Origin of the sequence: Kluyvera georgiana ATCC 51603 (assembly GCF_001654985.1) — a bacterium.
GTDB classification, from domain to species: domain Bacteria; phylum Pseudomonadota; class Gammaproteobacteria; order Enterobacterales; family Enterobacteriaceae; genus Kluyvera; species Kluyvera georgiana.
In genome coordinates, this window is the sequence record NZ_LXEU01000065.1 from 1 (window position 1) to 21,230 (window position 21,230).

At 55.1% G+C, this 21,230-nt stretch carries 20 protein-coding genes and 1 tRNA gene; 14 read left to right on the plus strand and 7 right to left on the minus strand.

Going from position 1 to position 21,230, the window contains the following annotated elements:
- Positions 1-444: 444 nt before the first annotated feature.
- From M989_RS25615 to M989_RS15815, 11 genes are all read left to right on the plus strand, one after another.
- Positions 445-813: a hypothetical protein gene (locus M989_RS25615; protein WP_154283625.1), complete on the plus strand. Its 369-nt coding sequence runs from the start codon at positions 445-447 to the stop codon at positions 811-813.
- A 462-nt stretch (positions 814-1,275) separates the two neighbouring features.
- Entirely contained in the window at positions 1,276-1,641 is a 366-nt protein-coding gene (locus M989_RS15770; protein WP_006781400.1) for a hypothetical protein, read from the plus strand.
- An 84-nt stretch (positions 1,642-1,725) separates the two neighbouring features.
- Positions 1,726-2,373 carry a hypothetical protein gene (locus M989_RS15775; protein ID WP_006781402.1) on the plus strand — a complete coding sequence of 216 codons (648 nt, stop codon included), beginning with the start codon at positions 1,726-1,728 and terminating at the stop codon, positions 2,371-2,373.
- Positions 2,374-2,448: 75 nt separating this feature from the next.
- Positions 2,449-3,051, plus strand: a complete 603-nt coding sequence (locus M989_RS15780; RefSeq protein ID WP_064546786.1) for a DUF3085 domain-containing protein — start codon at positions 2,449-2,451, stop codon at positions 3,049-3,051.
- Positions 3,052-3,118: 67 nt separating this feature from the next.
- Positions 3,119-3,466, plus strand: a complete 348-nt coding sequence (locus M989_RS15785; RefSeq protein WP_006781405.1) for a hypothetical protein — start codon at positions 3,119-3,121, stop codon at positions 3,464-3,466.
- An 81-nt stretch (positions 3,467-3,547) separates the two neighbouring features.
- Positions 3,548-4,534, plus strand: a complete 987-nt coding sequence (locus tag M989_RS15790; protein WP_006781408.1) for an ArdC family protein — start codon at positions 3,548-3,550, stop codon at positions 4,532-4,534.
- A 105-nt stretch (positions 4,535-4,639) separates the two neighbouring features.
- Entirely contained in the window at positions 4,640-5,572 is a 933-nt protein-coding gene (locus tag M989_RS15795) for a DUF1281 domain-containing protein (protein ID WP_006781409.1), read from the plus strand.
- A gap of 108 nt (positions 5,573-5,680) precedes the next feature.
- The gene (locus M989_RS15800) at positions 5,681-6,364 is read left to right on the plus strand and encodes an N-6 DNA methylase (protein WP_006781411.1); all 684 of its coding nucleotides are present in this window, start codon (positions 5,681-5,683) and stop codon (positions 6,362-6,364) included.
- A gap of 128 nt (positions 6,365-6,492) precedes the next feature.
- Positions 6,493-8,001 (plus strand): UvrD-helicase domain-containing protein, encoded by a 1,509-nt coding sequence (locus M989_RS15805; RefSeq protein ID WP_006781413.1) that lies wholly within the window; start codon positions 6,493-6,495, stop codon positions 7,999-8,001.
- Between the two features lie 66 nt (positions 8,002-8,067).
- The gene (locus M989_RS15810; RefSeq protein WP_006781415.1) at positions 8,068-9,711 is read left to right on the plus strand and encodes a conjugal transfer nickase/helicase domain-containing protein; all 1,644 of its coding nucleotides are present in this window, start codon (positions 8,068-8,070) and stop codon (positions 9,709-9,711) included.
- A gap of 57 nt (positions 9,712-9,768) precedes the next feature.
- Positions 9,769-10,770 carry a tyrosine-type recombinase/integrase gene (locus M989_RS15815; RefSeq protein ID WP_006781417.1) on the plus strand — a complete coding sequence of 334 codons (1,002 nt, stop codon included), beginning with the start codon at positions 9,769-9,771 and terminating at the stop codon, positions 10,768-10,770.
- A gap of 181 nt (positions 10,771-10,951) precedes the next feature.
- Here M989_RS15815 and M989_RS15820 read toward each other — a convergent pair.
- The 6 genes from M989_RS15820 to aspA all read right to left on the minus strand — a co-directional run bounded on the left by M989_RS15820 (position 10,952) and on the right by aspA (position 16,755).
- Positions 10,952-11,027: transfer RNA gene (locus tag M989_RS15820), tRNA-Phe, on the minus strand.
- 159 nt (positions 11,028-11,186) lie between these two features.
- Complete coding sequence (locus M989_RS15825; RefSeq protein ID WP_064546788.1) at positions 11,187-11,762, minus strand: transcriptional regulator; 576 nt, start codon at positions 11,760-11,762, stop codon at positions 11,187-11,189.
- Positions 11,763-11,807: 45 nt separating this feature from the next.
- Positions 11,808-13,493: a protein-disulfide reductase DsbD gene (locus tag M989_RS15830; RefSeq protein WP_064546790.1), complete on the minus strand. Its 1,686-nt coding sequence runs from the start codon at positions 13,491-13,493 to the stop codon at positions 11,808-11,810.
- A complete protein-coding gene (cutA, locus tag M989_RS15835) occupies positions 13,469-13,792 on the minus strand; it encodes a divalent cation tolerance protein CutA (RefSeq protein ID WP_064546792.1) in 324 nt (107 codons plus the stop codon). Before cutA ends, M989_RS15830 begins: the two co-directional genes overlap by 25 nt.
- A 114-nt stretch (positions 13,793-13,906) precedes the next feature.
- Complete coding sequence (locus M989_RS15840) at positions 13,907-15,208, minus strand: anaerobic C4-dicarboxylate transporter (protein WP_064546794.1); 1,302 nt, start codon at positions 15,206-15,208, stop codon at positions 13,907-13,909.
- A 110-nt stretch (positions 15,209-15,318) separates the two neighbouring features.
- The gene (gene aspA, locus M989_RS15845; RefSeq protein ID WP_064546796.1) at positions 15,319-16,755 is read right to left on the minus strand and encodes an aspartate ammonia-lyase; all 1,437 of its coding nucleotides are present in this window, start codon (positions 16,753-16,755) and stop codon (positions 15,319-15,321) included.
- Positions 16,756-17,092: 337 nt separating this feature from the next.
- Between aspA and M989_RS15850 the strand changes: the two genes are divergently transcribed.
- Positions 17,093-17,569, plus strand: a complete 477-nt coding sequence (locus tag M989_RS15850) for an FxsA family protein (RefSeq protein ID WP_064546798.1) — start codon at positions 17,093-17,095, stop codon at positions 17,567-17,569.
- Positions 17,570-17,705: 136 nt separating this feature from the next.
- Here the strand turns inward: M989_RS15850 and yjeH are convergent, their stop codons facing one another.
- Positions 17,706-18,941 carry an L-methionine/branched-chain amino acid transporter gene (gene yjeH / locus M989_RS15855; protein WP_064546801.1) on the minus strand — a complete coding sequence of 412 codons (1,236 nt, stop codon included), beginning with the start codon at positions 18,939-18,941 and terminating at the stop codon, positions 17,706-17,708.
- A gap of 252 nt (positions 18,942-19,193) precedes the next feature.
- On the opposite strand from yjeH, the gene M989_RS15860 reads away from it, so the two are divergent.
- Positions 19,194-19,487: a co-chaperone GroES gene (locus tag M989_RS15860; RefSeq protein ID WP_003855929.1), complete on the plus strand. Its 294-nt coding sequence runs from the start codon at positions 19,194-19,196 to the stop codon at positions 19,485-19,487.
- A gap of 35 nt (positions 19,488-19,522) precedes the next feature.
- On the plus strand, positions 19,523-21,169 hold the full coding sequence (groL, locus tag M989_RS15865) for a chaperonin GroEL (RefSeq protein ID WP_064546803.1): 1,647 nt from the start codon (positions 19,523-19,525) through the stop codon (positions 21,167-21,169).
- The last annotated feature ends 61 nt before the right edge of the window (positions 21,170-21,230 follow it).

The following is a 21,230-nucleotide window of genomic DNA, read 5'->3' on the forward strand; positions in this document are numbered from 1 at the left end:
CCTTAGTTAGGATATAAGTCAGCGAAAATGTATAAATAATCTTAGCCGTAGGCTAGGGACTGTTATTAAAAAAAGTTAATGACAATATTGTGCCAGTTCGTCAGTTGACATGTTCACTATTTGCTCTGAAAATAGACAGGCTTACTTGTTGCTACATGCAACCAGCTAATGCTCCGGCAGTCTGAGAGGAGCGCCTTCGGGTGACTAGCAGCTAACGTTTCACCGGTCTGAGAGAAACACCTTCGGGTGACCGGAAAATCCTCGCAGCCTGAGAGAGGATACCTTCGGGTGGTAAATCCGTTTAACCTCTGGAAACGGATATCGCTGAACAGTGATTGAGGTCATTTCAACTTATCAGACAGTCAGAATGTTGTTTTTTCTGACTCCCCGACGGGAAACACTTCCCGGTCGGGCAGGTGTTTCCTTTTTTTATGGAGAAACACCATGTCTGTCATCTCTTTTGCGGTTTTCCCTGAACATCTCCTTACTCAGCTTCAGCAGTCTGCTGACGCAGCTGTCCGGAGATTGAAATCTTTCATTTATCTGCATCGCAACAGCAGCTGGTATGTCAACGGTTCGGGCAATTATGCCGTCCGTGCGCACATCACTTCTGTCAAAGACCAGGGCGTTAACGTCTTTCTTACCGTTCGTACAGGTTGCCACCGCGCCGAGTATGTTTTTCACCGCCTGCCGGTTTCCTTTCCTGAGGGAATAACAGGTCGTCGAAACGCATACCGCCATGCTTGCCGTCAGGCACAGCATCTGGCACACCTGCGCTACCGTTTTCTTTCCGGAGGGCATTCTCATGACTGAAGCACTGCACGATGTCACTTTCCGTATTCTGTCGATGTCTGAGACGCGACGGGATGTATGTCCCGCTCAGTATGGCCCCGTAAGTGGTGTTTTCATCCGGGCGAAATCCTCAGAGATAACGTCTCCTGTGGCGAACAGGTTTTTGTCGCACCGCTCGGTGATTGTGATCCGGCTGACCCCGAACTCTGTGTATGGTGTCAGTATTACGGATATTCTCCCCGGGTGGAGGCTGGCGACATACTGGATGGCGTGGCCGTTTCGGGCATAAATTCCGTAGATCCACTGTCGGTAGCTGCGTTGAAAAGCCTGCGCTTTAATCCTGAATATGTGTATCAGGAGCAATCTGATTCATATGCACTGAACTGATCGGTTGATGAACGCCGGTCAAAAAATGTTGTGGACCCTGACGGGGATATCTCTCCGTCGGAGGGAATATCCCGTTATTTACCTGAGGATATACCCATGCACACAGACGTTTATACGCTTAAAACTCCACTGGACACGCTCAGCTGGCTTTGCCTGCTTGAGAGTGAACTTCTGAGCATAAGGGCATTCCAGCGTCTCGATCTTCATACGGACCGGGATGAACCGAATGAACTGACGTTTCTGGAAGATTCCATCATTGGCACCGGCACAGCTTATGGCTGGTTTGTCTTTTTACTCGGGGAAGGCGATATTCCGCCTTTGCCTGATACGTCTAAAAATTTGCTCTTCACGCTGGACGAGCTGGGAAAAGAAATTAACCGGCCCTTCTGGGAGAAGGCCGTGGATGAAGGTATCCAGGATGCCCGGTGTGATCGGGCTATAGCGGCTCTCGAACGGATGTAACCAGCAGAAAGAACACACCCTGACGGGGATTTACTCCCGTCCGGGGGATAAATCCCCCCTTTTTTATTCGCGGAGGATTTATCGATGAAAAACCTGTTTTCTTCGCCGGCTTCCATGTCGGTTGTCTACACCATCGAGCACGTCAGCACGGTTCCGTTGCGACACTGGCATGCTTTCGTTCTGGCCGTCACAGAAACTTTCTGGCAACTGCCGGTGCGTCTGCGTCCGGGGAATACGTATCTGCCGTCGCTTAATCGCGCGGCTGACCTCTTTCCGGTTGCTGATGTCATGGCGTTTTGTGGCGACACAGGCGGCAGTGTCTGGCCGGTCAACATGACGATTGAGCGTGAGCGCAACCGCAATACGCTGAGTATCCAGGAGCTGGATTTTCAGCATCAGCCCTGCGATTTCTTTGCACGCATTGTGATGGTCCTGCTGCATAACCTGTGTCCGGGCAGCTTTCGGATACATTCTTCTGACGAAGGCCGCAGCTGGGCGTTACCGTTACGCTGGATTGAGCGACATCTCGGCCTGCCTGAGCAGCCGACGCTGACCGCGCCTCAGCCGGTACTGAAAACGCCGGTGCGTGGTGACGCGTTTGATTCCCTGCTGCTGCAGCTGCTCTGCGGTGGTGAGCGTGTGCTGAGCAACGACGACTGGAATGCGTTTACGGAGGCTGAATTTCAGCTGTATGAACTGAAGCGGGTCGCGGAAAAAACTGACGCGCTGTAAACAGTACTGACTTTAACCCCGTCGGGAGAGATCACTCCGGACGGGGCGGCTCTCCCGTTTTTAAAGGAGAGCCCCATGCTTTTTTTCGACAACAAAGACCTGACGAACGTCCTGCTGGCCGCCCGCATGCAGGGAGGTCAGCTTCACCTGGCAAAGGATGAGGGTGTTTATCTTATGCCGGCCACCGGTGCCTGGCAGGGCAACGATCCGGTGCCGCGTATTGCGTATGCCACAGGGTGTCACCCTCAGAAAAATGAGGACTGGTACGACACGGCACGCCTGCTTGCCGGCGGCGATGATTTCATTGAATCACTGTCGATAAGCGACGCGGTAGCCACCTCTGTACTGTCCGGCAGGACGGACCTGAGGATCCTGATTACCGACACACAGATACAGGTGCTCACCGCAGCGGCTGACCGGGTGAAAGTCGCGCAGTACCGCCAGAAAGCCGATCAGCTTCTGGCGAGTGCAGTCTGTCACTTCAATGCCTGTGTCGGGCCTGATGAACTCTGCCGCTGGCGTGAAAACGCCGTGCGTCTGCTAAAGCAGGCGGCCTTCATCAGTTGTAAGCGGGCGAAGCCTGAAGATCATCAAACCTTTCTGAACGCCTGTGGCAGGCTGCAGGCCAGGTTATCGCAGGTGACCCCGCAGGGGGCGCTGCGAATAACCGGACGTTAACTCACCCCGGCAGGGACTTTTCCTGCCGGAAAGGTTCCTGCCTCTTTCTGAACCGAAGGAGGCCCGTATGGGACTGGATATTTTTCTCTACAGCCAGCACAGGCAGATCGTCGCAGTACCGGCACCGTATCATCCGGTGTATGAACTGAGCCGCGATTTTTCACTGATTACCTGGGTGGATAAGCATGTCGGTGAGGTGGAAAACGCGACCTGTCTGGAACTGTCACGCGAGCATATTCAGCAACTGAAAGAGAGGCTGGACTGTGCGATTGCGACATTTACAGAGGGGAATGAGGATAATCAGCTTCTTCAGCGCCGGCTGCAGTACGTTTTCACCCTGCGTGACAGGCTGGAAAGCCTGCTCAGTGATTTTGACTTTGAACATGAATACCTGTGGTTTTATGCCGCATGGTAACTGACTTCTGAATTTCCCGTCGACGGGCGTATCTCTGCGCCCGCCGGCGCAGGGGTATGCCTCTGATTAAAGGTATATCTCATGAAAAAAACGACTTCACACAAGGCGGCCCGCCGTCCGGCAAAACATACTGACCTTTATCGTCAGATCACCGACCGCATTGTTGTCGCTCTGGAAAACGGCGTCGCGCCCTGGCGTAAGCCGTGGCGCGCGGCTGCCGGCATCGGTCTGGCCGGTCTGCCCCTAAATGCCACAACCGGACGTCACTACAGCGGCGTGAATGTCCTGCTTCTCTGGATGTCAGCGGAAGAGCAGGGTTTTCGCAATAACCGCTGGATGACTTACCGGCAGGCGCAGCAGGCTGGCGGGCAGGTGCGTAAGGGTGAGAAAGCCACCCTGGCGGTGGTTTATAAGGACTGGACGAAGCAGGCGGAGGATCGCGAAGGCAACCGCCTTTATGACAGTGACGGTAAACCGCTGATGGAAACCGTGCCGATGCTTAAACCCCTGCAGCTGTTCAACGCTGAGCAGTGTGAGGGGTTGCCGGCAGAGGTTGCGGCTTCACCTGAGCAACCGCCGACGGTGGATGAGGACGGCATACTCAGCCCGGACGTGATGAACAGGGTGATCCGGATGTTTAACGCCACAGGGGTTAAACACCGGATGCTGCCTCAGAACCGGGCTTATTACCGTCCGCTGACGGATGAAATTGTGATGCCGGTGGCTGAGCAGTTTTTTACGGAGGCGGACTGCTGGTCCACGCTGCTGCATGAACTGGTACACAGTACCGGTCATGCGAAGCGACTTAACCGGGAGGGGATAACCTCCTCATCCCGCAAGTTCGGGGACCCGGTGTATGCCTTTGAGGAGCTCATCGCCGAAATGGGCAGTGCGTTTTTGTGTGCCCAACTCGGGGTATTCGGTGAGGTTCAGCACGACAGCTATGTGGACCACTGGCTGAAGGTGCTGAAATCTGACAAAAAGGCCCTGTTCCGCGCCTGCCGGCATGCCCGGGAAGCGTCGGAATATCTACTGGCACTGCCTGAAAGTCAGGCTGTGGCGGCGTAATTAACTTATCCGGTGGCGGTTATTCCGTAACTGTCGCCCTCCCGTGAGGACACCGCTCCTCACGGGGCTGTGTCCTCTTTTTTTTATGAAAGAGGAGTATTCACTATGTCCGAATGGTGTCATAACCGCCTGGAAATCACCGGTAAATCCGTCTGCATTGATGTCATGCTGCAGTGGATAAACGGAACTGACGTACCGCGTCACCGCCACGCAGTGCAGCAGAGCATACAGCTTTTTCTGGCTGGCGCGGCGGGGATACTCAAGCCGGTGCGCACAACGTCGTATCCGCCCTGTCAGGGGCTGGTCCGTGCAGGCACAGGGCTTTCCACTGCGGCCAATCAGGCGTTTGAAAGCTGGCTGGCGCTCCTGCTGAAGGATGCCATCCTCGATGCGGAAACCATCCGGGCCATTGACCGGCTGTATCACCAGTCAGGTCTGGGCGCGCTGAAATGGGAGAATATTCCCGACCCGGCACGTGAGGTTATGGCGGAGCTGATTGCCAGGCAATACACCGACTGGTTTGGTCTGGTCAGCGCCGGCGATGAGTCTGATGCCGCAACTGCCTGGGAGCGGCTCAGCCAGTATCCTGAACGCTCCCAGCCCTGCGATATGCTGGCCGTCATACCTACGCGGCTGGCAGCAGAGCTGAACGGTTCCGGAGGGCTGATGTCAGGCGTATCGACCACAACCAGCCTCTACTGCCGGCAGTACGGCATGGAGTGGCCTGCCGGGCACAATGTCAACTGGCAGCGGCATTCGCCAAACAGTCTTACGCTGCAGATGGATACGCCCTGGCTTCCGCCGTCAGGTGAGGTTGTCGGGGAAATTTCTGCGGTATTTGACTGCGAGGTGCGTCACAGCTACAGCGAGCCCGTGAGCGGGCTCAGCGGTTACGACTGCTATGACGGCGGCGAACATGTCGACGGACACAAAGGTGCGGCCGGCGCGTCTCAGCCCGGTCAGGTGCTTTATCTCGTCAGCGATGAGCCGGCGTTATCGACTCAGGAAGCAGCATCTTATCGTGAGGTCCGGGGGTAAAAGCCTGTTCCTCCGTTAACCCAGCCACGGCAATGCCGTGGCTTTTTACCCTCAGGGGACACGTCCCCTGGTCAGGGTGCGTGTTCCCTTTTTTTATGGAGAAGACGCATGCCTGGCATGATTAACCACGAAAAAGCCTTTGTTAAGTTGTTCAGTCAGACGGCCCGGTATCATCACCGGTTTAAAGTGTTTGAAGACTTCATCAGCTGCAGCGTCATCGCGCTGGAAAACCGGCTTCACTTCAGTGAAGCGCAGGAGCAAAAGTATCTGCGTATAGTCGGTGGATACGAAAAGGAGGACGTCACGCGCATGGCGCAGCTGCTGGCCCACGTTGTTAACGGGCTGGGTGAAGCGCCCGGGGACTTCCTTGGCCGCGTCTTTATGCAGCTGGAGCTGGGTGACAAATACAGGGGGCAGTTTTTCACGCCCTGGGACGTGGCCAGAATGATGGCGGCCATGCAGCTGGGCGACACTGAAGCGTTGTTCCGTGACAAACCCTTCATCACCCTGAGTGAACCTGCGTGCGGTGCCGGCTGCATGGTGCTGGCATTTGCTGATGTTCTGCAAAAGGCGGGGTGGCCACCGCACCGGTATCTGTGGGTATCCGCGACAGATATCGATCCGCTTGCGGCCGGAATGGCTTACATACAGCTGTCCCTGTGCGGGATTGCCGGCGAAGTGGTGGTAGGTAATACCCTGGCGAATGAACGACGCCGGATACTCTATACCCCCGGGCACTATCTCGGCGGCTGGCCTGTTCGTCTGGATCCACGGTACTTGCAGGCGGCATAATCACATCCACACGCTCCCGCCCGGGAGCGTTTTTTATTTCTGAAGCACGGTATCTGGTTTTTTATCGTAGTGAACTCTTCCCGCTGTCAGGCTGTTTTTTTTCACATCTGCTGCTGCGGGAGAACACAGTGACCTGGAAAACAACAGCCGAACAAAACGCCATCATCGAATGGAAGGGTAATCATCTTGTGGTAAATGCGTTTGCAGGCACAGGCAAAACCTCCACGTTAGTGAACTACGCTGAAGCCAACCCGGAAAGTAAGATGCTTTACCTTGCCTATAATCGCGCTGTGCGGGATGAGGCTGAACGCAAATTCCCCTATAACGTAGAGTGTAAAACGTCGCATCAGCTGGCATGGGCCCGTTTCGGCAGGCATTTCCGTGACCGGCTGACAGCCAGTCTGCGCATTACGGATGTGGCCCGCAAGCTCAATACCCGCCACTGGCCGCTGGCGCGGCTGGCGCTAAGCGGGCTGAACATGTTCCTCTGCAGTGCAGATACTGAGCCGGGGCTGATACATCTGCCGTCTGAGGATGATCGCCACGGTCTCGATGCCGGTAAAATTCTGGGGGCAATCCAAATCCTCTGGTATGAAATGAGCCGTACTGATTCAACCTTTCCCGTCACGCACGACACCTACCTTAAACTTTTCCAGCTTTCACATCCTGATTTATCAACACGCTGGGATACCATCCTTTTCGATGAGGCGCAGGACGCTAACCCGGTGACCAGTGCGTTTGTACTGAATCAGCCCTGCCGGGTCATCCTGGTCGGCGACCGCTACCAGCAGATTTACCGCTTTCGCGGGGCGGATAACGCGCTCAATGCCCCTCAGCTGGCGCAGGCAGACAAATTGTGGCTGACGGCGAGTTTTCGTTTTGGCCCTGAGGTCGCGCGTATGGCCAACATCCTGCTGGACCGTGCCGGTGAAGATAAACAGGTAACAGGCAACGGGGGGGAAGACAGTGTGGTGACCCGAATTCCGGAGGGAACTGAGCACATTGCTGTACTGAGCCGGACGGTATCCGGTGTGATTGGGAGTGCTTTAACGGCAAGTCTCATGGAGAAAAAGGTCTTCTGGGTCGGCGGGATTGAAGGCTACAAGACCGAAGAGCTTGAGGATCTGTACTGGTTCTCCGCCGATATGCCTGAAAAGATGCAGTCCCCGCGCTTCAGCCGGGACTACCGGGATTTTGACGAGTACTGCTCGATAGCCAAAGCCACGCAGGACGTGGAGATGAACCAGGCTATTCGCCTGCTCGATGACTTTTTCCCGCTCCCTCAAAAGCTGGCCATTATGCGCCGTCAGGTCGTCACTCATGAAAAAGAGGCTCAGGTCACGGTTTCAACCGCACACCGCAGCAAGGGGCTCGAATGGCCGGTGGTGATGCTGAGTGAGGATTTTACCGACATTACCGACCCGCTTCTTTCGCAGGATGAGCGGCAGGATGAGACCAACCTGCTGTACGTGGCTGTCACCCGGGCCAGAAGAACGCTCGTGCTTAACGAGTTGATGCGCTGGCTGAGCGATGAAGGCGGGAAAAACCGCGAGACGACGTACGAAACCGTACCGTCCGGAAATGGAGAGAGTGCCGACAGCCACGAAGAAACGGGAAAAACTTCTGAGAATGAGTAACTGGTTTTTTATGGTGAAGCGCGGGGAGTGTCACAACACTGGGCAGCCCTATACCAGGAGAAAATCATGCGCGACAGAATCAGGACTCTGAGGTTTCTGTTTTCAAAAGGTGAACCGGAACCAGCACGTCATGTATCCGCTTTCACACCTGCCGGCTACCACGCTCCGCGTACGGTCGATACGCTGTGCTGTAGCCCGTTGAGAAAAACCTGCCTGCAACAAATATGGGAAAACAGCTCACTTCCGGCGGATGTTTATCACCGGTTTTATATAACGCCACTGCATGGCTTACTGGCCAGGGTACAGAATGTGCCGGCAACACAGCAGGGAAGGTGGTCGCAGTCAGACGGCTTCGGGGACCTTACGCTGCAGTTCACAACCTGTGCGGTCAGACTGGCCAAAGGATACATGTTTCCACCCGGAGCTGCGCCAGAAGAGCAGGCAGAGCAAAACGTGATGTGGAATACGGTCATTTTCTGGTCTGCACTGTTCTGGCATTTGCCGCTCCTGGCGTCTCTGGAGGGGGAGCTGCTTGATGGTAAAAGCTGGCTTCCGGGAATAACCGTTCCGGACTCGCCTTATCGATTTCGCTTCCGGGAAGCTGACAACTCCTCAGCTTTTGCAGCGCTGGCAGCCGGACAACTTATGCCAGCGGAAGCGACAGGCTGGCTGGCAGAAAATCCCGAAGCTCTGGGCAATCTTGCCGGGGCCTTATGGAACCAGCATCCGGCAATGCCGTTGATCCGAAGCCTGATGAAACAAGCAGCTGAGAAAACAGAGTCTCCTCTGATGGAGAGGAAACCTGCGGAAATTTTAGGTTCTTATGCAGGTGAAATTCCAGTAAATACAGCCCTTTCAAATGAGGGGGGCGCTACGGTTTTACCTACAGATATGTTATCTGAACAAACAGCTCTGAGCGGGGCAACTGATCCATCTTCCCCTGAGATCTTTACACTTGCCACAGGTATTGATAACCCCACTCAGCTTAGTGATTCACCAGTTAAAAGCCGTGAAGAAAACGAAGCAGAAAGTGTTTTAAGCGAAATCGAAAAAAGTACTGGCTCTGACTCTCTGCCCTCTGAAGATGATGCTGATGCTCTCCTTTCTCTTTTCGACATGTCAGGAGATGCTAAAGCTTCAGAAAATGAAGGTGAGGTACAGGCAGGCGTGTCCGTTGTGATTGCAGAGGAACAGCAATCGTCAGAACCCCTTGAAAAGATAGAAGACCCCGCAAATGAAAAGGAACCGTCTGCAAAAGGAAACTCGGACTATTCTCAGGTTGCAATTGTTAACAAATGTGATGAAAGATCAGATTCCGTACCCGTAGCAGTCTCCGGTACTGACGTAGCGGAAGGAGAACAGTTTTTTGACTGGCTCCGGGAGGGACTCAATCGGGGAGATATTAGTTTTAATGGTAAAGCAGACAAAATCCATGTTATTGCCGGCTATGTCTTTTTACCCGTCCCCGGTATCTTTTTCGACTACCTTAAGGCCACTGGTTCGACTATTCAACGGGAAAGCATTCAGGCTTCTTTTGAGCGACTTAACCTGCATAAGCGTCGTGATAACAGGAGATTTTATTTTGCTCAGCTTTACGATACACCCGACAAGTCCGGGAGGTTCAAACGGGTAAAAGGCTACCTGGTGAAAAGCAGGCGGGTATACAGAAAGACCATCCCTCAGGACAGTCAGTTCATTTTGTTCCCCTGACCACAACGTCGGTCTGACATCTGGTGCGTTACTGTTACTAAGAGAGGAATGGAAAAAATGAACGAAAATAGTGCTGACTGGCTCTGGCAGGAACTTATGGATGAGTACTTTTTCTGTAAATCGCTGCGCGAAGATACCGAGTGGAGTTATAAGAAGGTTGTTCGTGGTTTCAGGAAGCATATCGGGGAAGCCTGTCCGCCTTACGGCATAACCAGTCGCGATGTGCTTGAGTGGCGAAGGCATGTGCTCAAGAAGCAGTGCCTTTCTGCACATACCTGGAACAATAAGGTCAGCCATATGCGTGCCCTGTATAATTTTGCCATCACTTCTCAACTGACGAACTTAAGTAAAAATCCCTTCAATGGCGTATCGGTCAAACAGGACAAGAAGCGTAAAAAAACGCTAACAAAAAACCAGATGACAAAAATCTGGCTAACTATGCAGCAATTTGCTTCTGAGCCCAGAACCGAATCTAAATGCGCTCTGAGGCCAGTATGGTACTGGCTGACTGTCCTGGACACCTTGCGTTACACTGGTATGCGGCAAAATCAACTGCTCCATATACGTCTAAAAGATGTGTCTCTTGACGATGGGTGGATTGAATTAAGAGCGGAAGGCAGTAAAACGTACCGGGAATGGCGGGTTCCCGTTGTCAGTCATTTACGACCGAGACTGGAAGCATTGCTTCAGCGTGCAAGGGACTGCGGTGCCGGCAATAATGATGCGCTTTTTCACTATGAGCGGTTTGTCTCTTCGCCTGCAGAAAGGGCGTCTCTTTCGGAAAAACCATCGCTGCAACCGTTACGCTCTTTTTTTCGTAGACTGTCAAAAGAGTGCGGATTTGATGTTTCTCCCCACCGGTTCAGGCACACCCTTGCCACGACACTGATGAGCTCGCCTGAACGAAACCTGCAGCTGGTTAAGGGATTGCTGGGGCACCGCAACGTGAGTACAACAATGGAATATGTTGATATCAGTATGGATATTGTGAGCCAGGCGCTGGAAAAGGAAATGGCACTTTACACCGATAAGGCTGAAGAGATGTTTTACAATGGTTGACATTCAGTCACGTCATTGTAATTATTCACAGTGATCGAGAAAAGGGAGCCTGTGTCAGCAGGCTCCCTAATCGAGAGGGTAACTTCTTGATGTATGCTGATGTGAGGATCAACATCAACAAGTACCACTCCCGTTAAACGCCCGTCAGTTTTCTCACCTCTGACCAGCGTGCTTCGAATAGTGGTGCCCGGAGGCGGAATCGAACCACCGACACGGGGATTTTCAATCCCCTGCTCTACCGACTGAGCTATCCGGGCAACGGAGCGCATTAAACCGTAGTCGCTCTCTCGCGTCAACCAAAATCAGCGAAAAACGGTTCAACTGCTTACTATTGCGGCAATCTGCGCGTTCACGCTGCGCGATGGCGCAAATCGAGCAGCAAGCGGTCAGTCATCCGCGTGGCCAGGCATGCTGGCCTAGGTCAGCGCGCCGTTTTGCCGGCACTGGGCGAAACGCAGAATGTCTTCGGCAAGACGATAGGCGGTGTCCACATCAACCTGGCTGCGATTGACCAGCATGCGGCTGAGGCAGCCTTCCAGCACCAGCTCCATCTGTTTCGCCACCATCGTGGGGTCGTCCACTTCCAGCTGGGTCAGCAGCTCATGAGTGAAGTGGAATGCGGCCTGCTTCTGCTGGTTGGCGAGCTGATGAATCGGGTGTTCGGCGTCCGGGTAGAAGGTGCAGGCGGCGATAAACAGGCAGCCGGGGTAGCGGTTTTTGGTCACGCAGTTGGTCAACGCCGGATAGCGAGCCAGCAGTTTCTCTTCGGCGGTCATCTCTTCGTTGAGCATCAGCTGGCGACGCCAGGTCTCTACCTGTTGGCTTAAATAGCGCAGCGCGTCATACAGCAGCGCTTCGCTGTCCGGCCAGAAGCGTCGCAGTTCATCGAGTGGACGGTCCACGCGCTCGGCCACCATCTCCAGCGTGGTGCTTGCAATCCCTTCTTGCTCAAGGAGCTGCAGGGCTTCTCCTAATACATCTTCGCGTTGCACGGTATTCTCCTCCGTTCCCGACGGCTATCCGTCTCAAAGTGTTGTCTACGGTTGGCGATCGCGCAAATGCGCGCGGAACGCGGCGGCGTCCATAAAGCCGGTCACCCGTAGGGCGGGCTGCTCGTTGCCGTCTTCATCAAAGAAGAGGATGGTCGGCAAGCCCAGTACCTGTAAATGTTTTAGCAGCGCCACGTCCTGTGCGCTGTTAGCCGTCACATCGGCCTGTAACAGTACCGTATTTTGCAGCGCCTGCTGCACCTGCGGGTCGCTGAAGGTGTACTTCTCAAACTCTTTGCAGGCGACGCACCAGTCGGCGTAGAGATCGAGCATCACCGGTTTACCGCGGGCGTTAGCCAGCGCGGCGTTCAGCGACTCGACGTTGCTGATGCGGGTAAAGTTCAGGTGTGCCTGACTCTGCGTGACCGCCTGACCAAAGACCCAATCCTGAAGCGGACGCACGCTCACCAGCGCCGCGGCCAGCAGAACAATTTGCCCGATGCGCTGCCACGGTTTGTTCAGCCCGAGGCTGGTGATAAATGCCCAGCCGAAGAACGCCACGCCGAGCATCGACCACAGCCGCAGCCCCCAGATGTCGCCGATAATGCGTTCCAGCAGGAACACCGGCAGCGCGAGGATGACAAAACCAAAGGCAGTTTTGACGTGCGCCATCCACGGCCCGCTTTTTGGCAGCAGACGGTTGCCGAACACGGTGACCAGAATCAGCGGTAGCCCCATGCCCAGCGCGTAGAGGTACAGCGTACCGCCGCCGAGCCACAGATTACCGCTCTGGGCGATGTACAGCAGAATAGCGCTCAGCGGCGCGGTGGTGCACGGCGAACAGATCAGCCCGGCAATCGCCCCCATCGCGAACACGCCGCCGAGGGAACCCCCTTGCTGGCGATTGCTCATCAGGGTCAGGCGGGTTTGCAGCGATGACGGTAGCTGGAGCGAGAAGGCGCCAAACATTGATAGCGCCAGCAGGACAAACACCGCCGACAGGCCGATCAGCACATACGGGTGCTGCAGCGCGGCCTGAAACTGCATCCCGGCGGCAGCGACCACCAGGCCGAGGGCGGTGTAGGTCAGCGCCATGCCCTGCACGTAGATAAAGGCGAGCAGCAGCGCGCGGGCGGTAGAGAGGCGCTGCTTACCGCCAAGGACAATACCGGAGATCAGCGGGTACATCGGCAGCACGCAGGGGGTGAAGGCGATGCCGATACCGATTAAGAGCGCCCAGAGGGCAGAGAACGGTAAGTCCGCGCTGGTTTCGCCCCTCACCCCGGAGGGGAGAGGGGGAAGGGCAGAGACCGCGTTCAGCGGCACGGTGCGGGTTTCCGGCGGGTAGCAGAAACCCGCGTCCGCACAGCCCTGATAGGTCACCGTCAGCGTCGCCCCGTGGCTGGCCTGTGTCAGCGTCACCGGCACGACCAGGTGCTGGCGATAGATTTCGCTTTTGCCGTAGAACTCGTCGTTATGCGGTTCGCCTTTGGGGAGCTGTAGCGGGGCAATGCTGGCGTTGGCCGGGTTAATTTTGATCTGCTGGCGATAGAGATAGTAGCCCTCTTTCACCTGCCAGCTCAGATTTACGTCATGCTGGCTCTGCTGAAAATCAAAGGCAAATGCCTGGTCAGCAGGAATAAAATTGCTGCGGCCGGGTCCGTCAAACAACCCGGCGGCGAAAGCTGAGGTGCTGCACAGCAGCAGGATCAGCGTAAGGATGCGTTGAGCCATGAGAGATAATCAACATCTGCGTGAGTAACGGGTAACACTAACAGTTCTGGCGTTTGGTACGGGTGATGCGCCTTCAGGCAGTCCAGCAACGCCTGCTGGTGGGCAAGGTCGGTTTTTAGCAGCATTTGCACTTCATACTCCTGCTCGAGCTTCCCCTCCCAATAGTATAGCGAGGTCGCGCCGGGTAGCAGGGTGGCGCAGGCCGCTAATTTTTCCGCCAGTACTTTTGCCGCCAGATCCTGGGCGGTGGCTTCATCCGGAGCAGTACAGAGGACCACTACAGCGTCGGGAGTGCTCATTGTAAACCTCGTTATTGATGAAAAGAGGCACTATAGCACGGCACCTGGAGAGGGTTGAGTGAATCGGGCCGCAGAGCGGCCCGAGCTTAACGATTTTTACACGGCGTCACAGGGTTAGAGCATCAGCCCGCCAAAGATGAAGCCGAGGATAACGCAGAGGGCAATGGCAATCACGCCCGGGATCAGAAACGCGTGGTTAAACACGTATTTGCCGATACGGGTGGAGCCGGTGTCGTCCATTTCTACCGCCGCCAGCAGCGTTGGGTAGGTAGGTAACACGAACAGCGCGGAGACGGCGGCGAAAGACGCAATTGCCGTCAGCGGGGTGACGCCAAGCATGAGCGCCGCAGGCATCAACGCTTTCGTGGTCGCCGCCTGGGAGTAAAGCAGGGTAGCGGCAAAGAACAGCACCACTGCCAGCAGCCACGGATAGTTCTGCAGCAGATCGCCCGCCACCGCCTGAATGTCGGCGATGTGCGCTTTCACGAAGGTATCACCCAGCCACGCGACGCCCAGTACGCAGACGCAGGCGCTCATGCCGGACTTAAAGGTGCTGGCATTGAGGATCTCGCCGGTATCGACTTTACAGGTGATGCAGATAAGCGTCGCGATGGTCAGCATAAACACCACGATCGCTTCGTTGCGCGGCAGTACCGGGTTCTGAATCAGCCCGACGGTGTCGCTGATGGCGGTGGCGTAGAACATCACCGCGACAATACCGACCAGGAACAGCAGCACCGAGCGCTTAGCGTGCGGCTTCAGCTCAAAGACCTTGCTGCCGCGCAGGCGAACTTCCCCTTTGGCCAGTCGTTCCTGGTACACCGGGTCATCCTTCAGCTCACAGCCAAGGAAGTTACAGACGATGGAAGTCAACAGGACGGCTATCAGCGTCACCGGAATACAGATAGCGAGCAGCGTCAGATAGCTCACGCCCATCGGCTCGAGGATACCGGCGAAGAACACCACCGCCGCCGAAATCGGCGAGGCGGTAATCGCAATCTGTGAGGCCACCACGGCGATAGAGAGCGGGCGGGAAGGGCGGATACCCTGTTCTTTCGCTACTTCGGTAATCACCGGCAGCGTGGAGAATGCCGTGTGCCCGGTCCCCGCGAGGATGGTCATAAACCAGGTGACCAGTGGGGCGAGGAAGGTGATGTATTTGGGGTGTCGCCGCAGCAGTCGTTCGGCGAGGCTGACCAGATAATCCATCCCGCCGGCGATTTGCATGGCGGCAATCGCGGCGATAACCGCCATAATGATTTCAATGACGTCAAACGGTATGGCGCCGGGTTTTATTTGAAAAATCAGCGTCAGCACCAGCACGCCGAAGCCGCCGGCAAAGCCGATGCCTATCCCCCCGAGTCTTGCCCCTAAGTAGATGGCAAGAAGCACAATGACCAGTTCTGCTCCAAACATATTAGCCTTCCTTGTTTAACAAGTTGATATGTAATTGTTGTGTTTTCGTGAATTATAGAAACAAAAAAGGCATGTCATCATGACATGCCTCAGTTTATTAGAGAGAAAGACTATTGTTCGCTTTCATCGGTATAACGCTTCGCTTTGTAGGCCGGGTGCATCAGGTTCTGCGGCGAGAAGATATCGTCCAGCTCCGCTTCCGTCAGCAGGCCGCGCTCCAGTACCACTTCACGCACGCTCTTACCGGTTTCGGCACAGATTTTCCCGACGATGTCGCCGTTGTGGTGGCCGATGAACGGGTTCAGGTAGGTGACAATACCGATAGAGTTGTAGACGTAGCTTTCGCACACTGCTTTATTCGCGGTGATGCCGTCGACGCATTTTTCCAGCAGGTTGTAGCAGGCGTTAGTCAGGATGTGGATAGACTCAAACAGCGCCTGGCCAATCACCGGCTCCATCACGTTCAGCTGCAGCTGACCGGCTTCGGAGGCCATGGTGACGGTGGTGTCGTTGCCGATCACCTTGAAGCACACCTGGTTCACCACTTCTGGCACCACCGGGTTCACTTTGGCTGGCATGATGGAAGAACCGGCCTGCAGCTCCGGCAGGTTGATTTCATTCAGGCCAGCGCGCGGGCCGGAGGAGAGCAGGCGAAGGTCGTTGCAGATCTTCGACATTTTCACCGCCAGGCGTTTCAGTGAGCTGTGGACCATGACGTATGCGCCGCAGTCGGAGGTCGCTTCAATCAGATCTTCTGCCGGAACGACCGCCAGATTGCTGACTTCCGCCAGTTTCTGTACCGCTAACTGCTGGTAGCCATCCGGGGTATTCAGACGGGTACCGATGGCGGTGGCGCCGAGGTTCACTTCCAGCAGCAGCTCTGCGGTGCGCAGCAGGTTTTTGGTTTCTTCGTTCAGCAGCACGCTGAAAGCGTGGAATTCCTGGCCCAGGGTCATTGGTACCGCGTCCTGCAGCTGGGTACGGCCCATTTTCAGCACGTCCTGGAACTCAACGGCTTTACGCTGGAAGCCTTCACCTAACTGATGAATAGCATCAACCAGCTTCACGATTGAGGCATACACCGCGATGCGGAAACCGGTCGGATAGGCATCGTTAGTGGACTGGCATTTATTGACGTGGTCGTTCGGGTTCAGGTACTGGTATTCACCTTTCTGGTGGCCCATCAGCTCCAGGCCGATGTTTGCCAGTACCTCGTTGGTGTTCATGTTGACGGAGGTGCCCGCGCCGCCCTGATAGACGTCTACCGGGAACTGATCCATGCATTTGCCGTTGTTCAGCACTTCATCACAGGCCGCAATGATGGCATTCGCCACGCCCTTAGGAATGGTTTGTAGCTCTTTGTTCGCCAGGGCCGCCGCTTTCTTCACCATGACCATCCCGCGCACGAACTCCGGGATGTCGCTGATTTTACTGTTACTGATGTAAAAGTTTTCAATCGCTCTCAGAGTATGAACGCCGTAGTAAGCGTCAGCAGGAACTTCCCTGGTACCTAACAGATCTTCTTCGATACGAATGTTGTTTAGCATGTGAACCTTCTTTTGCGAGCTGCCAATGATTTCACCAAATACGCAGGATTTTTGTGGTCATGCGTTTTTCTGACCGCAGATTATTTCCTTAAACGGCCCGGTGTCCATGATCATATGCTGATGATAGCGGATTGCAGTAATCTGGATCACTTATTATCAGGCGGAACAGATAAGAATTATTGATTTGTGAAATGAATCACCGCTTGACGATTGTTGACAAAAATATCAATCGTCTCTGATTGAAAAACGGCAATTGACCACCACTTTAGTTTAATGCAGAGAATGATGACTCGCTGCAGGCGCGTGATACGCGTTGTTGACCTCACAGGAGATGCCAGTGCGCTGGATACCGTTAATTGCCATATTTCTCTATGTTTACATTGAGATATCTATTTTTATCCAGGTCGCCCATGTGTTTGGCGTCCTGATGACGTTGATTCTGGTTATTTTTACCTCGGTGATCGGCATGTCGCTGGTCCGTAACCAGGGCTTCAAAAACCTGATGCTGATGCAGGAAAAAATGCAGGCGGGCGAGAGCCCTGCGGCGGAGATGATCAAAAGCGTATCGCTGATCCTCGCGGGCCTTCTGCTGCTTCTGCCGGGCTTCTTTACCGACTTCCTGGGGCTGGTACTGTTGTTGCCGCCGGTGCAGAAGCACCTGACCGTGAAGCTGATGCCGCACCTGCATTTTGGGCGCATGCCGGGTGGCGGTTTTGCCGGTGGGACCAACGGCGGGCAAACCTTTGACGGGGAGTATCAGCGTAAAGACGAACGTCCTGACCAACTGGACCACAAAGACGATAACCGCCCGTAACTGAGGGTGATGATAAAAAGCCGGCTCGCGTGACGCGCTCCGGCTTTTTTTATTGCCTGATGGCGCTGTGCTTATCAGGCTGACAAATGGCGCGTAGGCCGGATAAGGCAACGCCGCCATCCGGCAATCAATATGGCTACGCGCTTCTTTTCGGCAGCAGCACCCACAGTGCAGCCAGCATAATCACCGCGTACAGGCTCTTCCATCCCACCATCGCCAGCAGCAGCAGGCACAGCGCCACGCCAATCACCGACAATACCCGGTAACGCCCCATCAGCAGCTTGCAGCCGGCCAACATGCACAGCAGATAAATCATAATAAAAATGCCGTTGGCGTAAATGATGAGCGCATCAAGATTGATGTTAAGCCAGTAGCTGGCAAGTGTGCTCACCATGCAGCTGCCAATCACCACGCTCAGCGCGTTGCGCGGCACCAGCCCGGGGGAGAGGCGAGCCAGGTAGCTCTCTGGCTTATGCTGTGCCTGCGACCACACCAGCCGGGCAAAGCTTTGGATATAGATGTTGAGGCTGGCGAAGCAGGCGAGGAACCCGACCACGCTTGCCACCCACAACGCCTGCACGCCGAACAGCTGTACCACGATGGTTGGCAATGATGCTGCGGCGGTGTTGGCGGCCCCGTAGGCATGGAAGTGCAGTACCAGCACTGTACAGGCCCAGTAGACAATACCCGCTAGCAGCAGGCCGACGATCAGCGCGCGCGGGAAGTCACGCTCCGGATGGCGGAACTCCGATGCCATATGGGCAAACGCCTCCAGGCCGACAAAGCACCAGAACATGACCGACAGCGCGGCGAATAGCGGCGATATTTCGACATCCGGAAGCGCCGGGAAAGGGATGGCTTTCAATGAGATATCGCCATAGACCCAGATTGCGGCCAGCAGGGCGACAATTAATATCGCAACCAGCGTTTGCAGGTTAGCGCTGGAGCTGGCGCCGCGCAGGCCCAGCCACCAGATCAGGCCGAGCGTAGCCATTTCGGCCATCAGCAACTGCCAGCCGTGCCAGTCGAATAGCGCTTGAGTAAAGCCCGAGGCGATGTGCAGCGCGGCGGGCAGGCCGACGGGGATCACCGACAGGAACAACCAGCCGGTAACGCGTGCCAGGCGCGGACCAAAGGCCATCTCCACAAAGTGCGCGACGCCGCCCGCGCTGGGGAAGTGCCGGCCAAGCAGCGCGAAGACGATCGCCACCGGGAAAACCAGCACGATCAGCGCCGGCCAGGCCCACAGGCTGGTCTCCCCGGCGACGATGGCGCCCAGCGCCGGAACGGCAAACACGCCGGTGCCCAGCAGCGACGTCGATAACAAACCCACTCCCTGAGCGAACCCCAGCTCCTGTTTCAGACCTGACATGACTTGTTTCCCTACCCTGGCAAAGGGCAAAATTTTAACACATCACCTCTTCTTATGGCCCAGCGGCATTATGCTGTTCTAAGCCGATATTTCAGCGATTTATCGTGATTCGTATCGGGTACGAAATTTTTTTTAGGGTGACCCCTTGAAGGCCAAAATAACCACCCCCATCTCTCTGGCACTAGCCGGAAAACCGTGTACGGCCCGGCGTCACCCATAACTGATAATGACTTTCTCAAAGGAGAGCTATCAATGAGTATTCGTCCGTTACATGATCGTGTGATCGTCAAACGCAAAGAAGTTGAAACCAAATCTGCTGGCGGCATCGTTCTGACCGGTTCTGCGGCAGCAAAATCAACTCGTGGCGAAATCATCGCTGTCGGTAAGGGCCGCATCCTGGAAAACGGAACCGTGCAGCCGCTGGACGTTAAAGTTGGTGACATCGTGATTTTCAACGATGGCTACGGCGTGAAATCTGAGAAGATCGACAATGAAGAAGTGTTGATCATGTCTGAAAGCGACATCCTGGCAATTGTTGAAGCGTAAGAGCTACGCGCGAACGAATTTGAGGAATAGAAGAAATGGCAGCTAAAGACGTAAAATTTGGTAACGACGCTCGTGTGAAAATGCTGCGCGGCGTTAACGTACTGGCAGACGCAGTAAAAGTGACCCTGGGCCCGAAAGGCCGTAACGTAGTGCTGGACAAATCCTTCGGCGCACCGACCATCACTAAAGATGGCGTATCTGTAGCACGTGAAATCGAGCTGGAAGACAAGTTCGAAAACATGGGTGCGCAGATGGTGAAAGAAGTGGCCTCTAAAGCGAACGACGCTGCAGGCGACGGTACCACCACCGCAACCGTACTGGCTCAGGCTATCATCACCGAAGGTCTGAAAGCTGTTGCTGCGGGCATGAACCCGATGGATCTGAAACGTGGTATCGACAAAGCTGTCGCTTCCGCTGTTGAAGAGCTGAAAGCGCTGTCCGTACCGTGCTCTGACTCTAAAGCTATTGCTCAGGTAGGTACTATCTCCGCTAACTCCGACGAAACTGTAGGTAAACTGATCGCTGAAGCGATGGACAAAGTCGGTAAAGAAGGCGTGATCACCGTTGAAGACGGTACCGGCCTGGAAGACGAACTGGACGTAGTAGAAGGTATGCAGTTCGACCGCGGCTACCTGTCCCCGTACTTCATCAACAAACCGGAAACCGGTGCTGTTGAACTGGAAAGCCCGTTCATCCTGCTGGCCGACAAAAAAGTCTCCAACATCCGCGAAATGCTGCCGGTTCTGGAAGCCGTTGCGAAAGCAGGCAAACCGCTGGTTATCATCGCTGAAGACGTTGAAGGCGAAGCGCTGGCGACTCTGGTGGTCAACACCATGCGCGGTATCGTGAAAGTCGCTGCTGTTAAAGCACCGGGCTTCGGCGACCGTCGTAAAGCTATGCTGCAGGATATCGCAACCCTGACCGGCGGTACCGTTATCTCTGAAGAGATCGGTATGGAGCTGGAAAAAGCAACCCTGGAAGACCTGGGTCAGGCTAAACGCGTTGTGATCAACAAAGACACCACTACCATCATCGATGGCGTGGGTGAAGAAGCTGCGATCCAGGGCCGCGTTGCTCAGATCCGCAAACAGATCGAAGAAGCAACTTCTGACTACGACCGTGAAAAACTGCAGGAACGCGTAGCGAAACTGGCTGGCGGCGTTGCGGTAATCAAAGTCGGTGCAGCCACCGAAGTTGAAATGAAAGAGAAAAAAGCACGCGTTGACGATGCCCTGCACGCGACCCGTGCTGCGGTAGAAGAAGGCGTGGTTGCTGGTGGTGGTGTCGCGCTGGTTCGCGTCGCGGCTAAACTGGCTGGCCTGACTGCTCAGAACGAAGATCAGAACGTCGGTATCAAAGTTGCGCTGCGCGCAATGGAAGCACCGCTGCGTCAGATCGTGTCTAACGCCGGTGAAGAGCCGTCTGTTGTGGCGAACAACGTGAAAGCGGGCGAAGGTAACTACGGTTACAACGCAGCGACTGAAGAATACGGCAACATGATCGACTTCGGTATCCTCGACCCAACTAAAGTCACCCGTTCTGCTCTGCAGTACGCGGCTTCCGTTGCCGGTCTGATGATCACCACCGAGTGCATGGTGACCGACCTGCCGAAAGGCGACGCGCCTGATTTAGGTGCTGCTGGTGGTATGGGCGGCATGGGCGGTATGGGCGGCATGATGTAATCGTGCGCTATACCCCATAGAAACAAGAAACCCCCGGGCAGAAATGCTCGGGGGTTTTTCT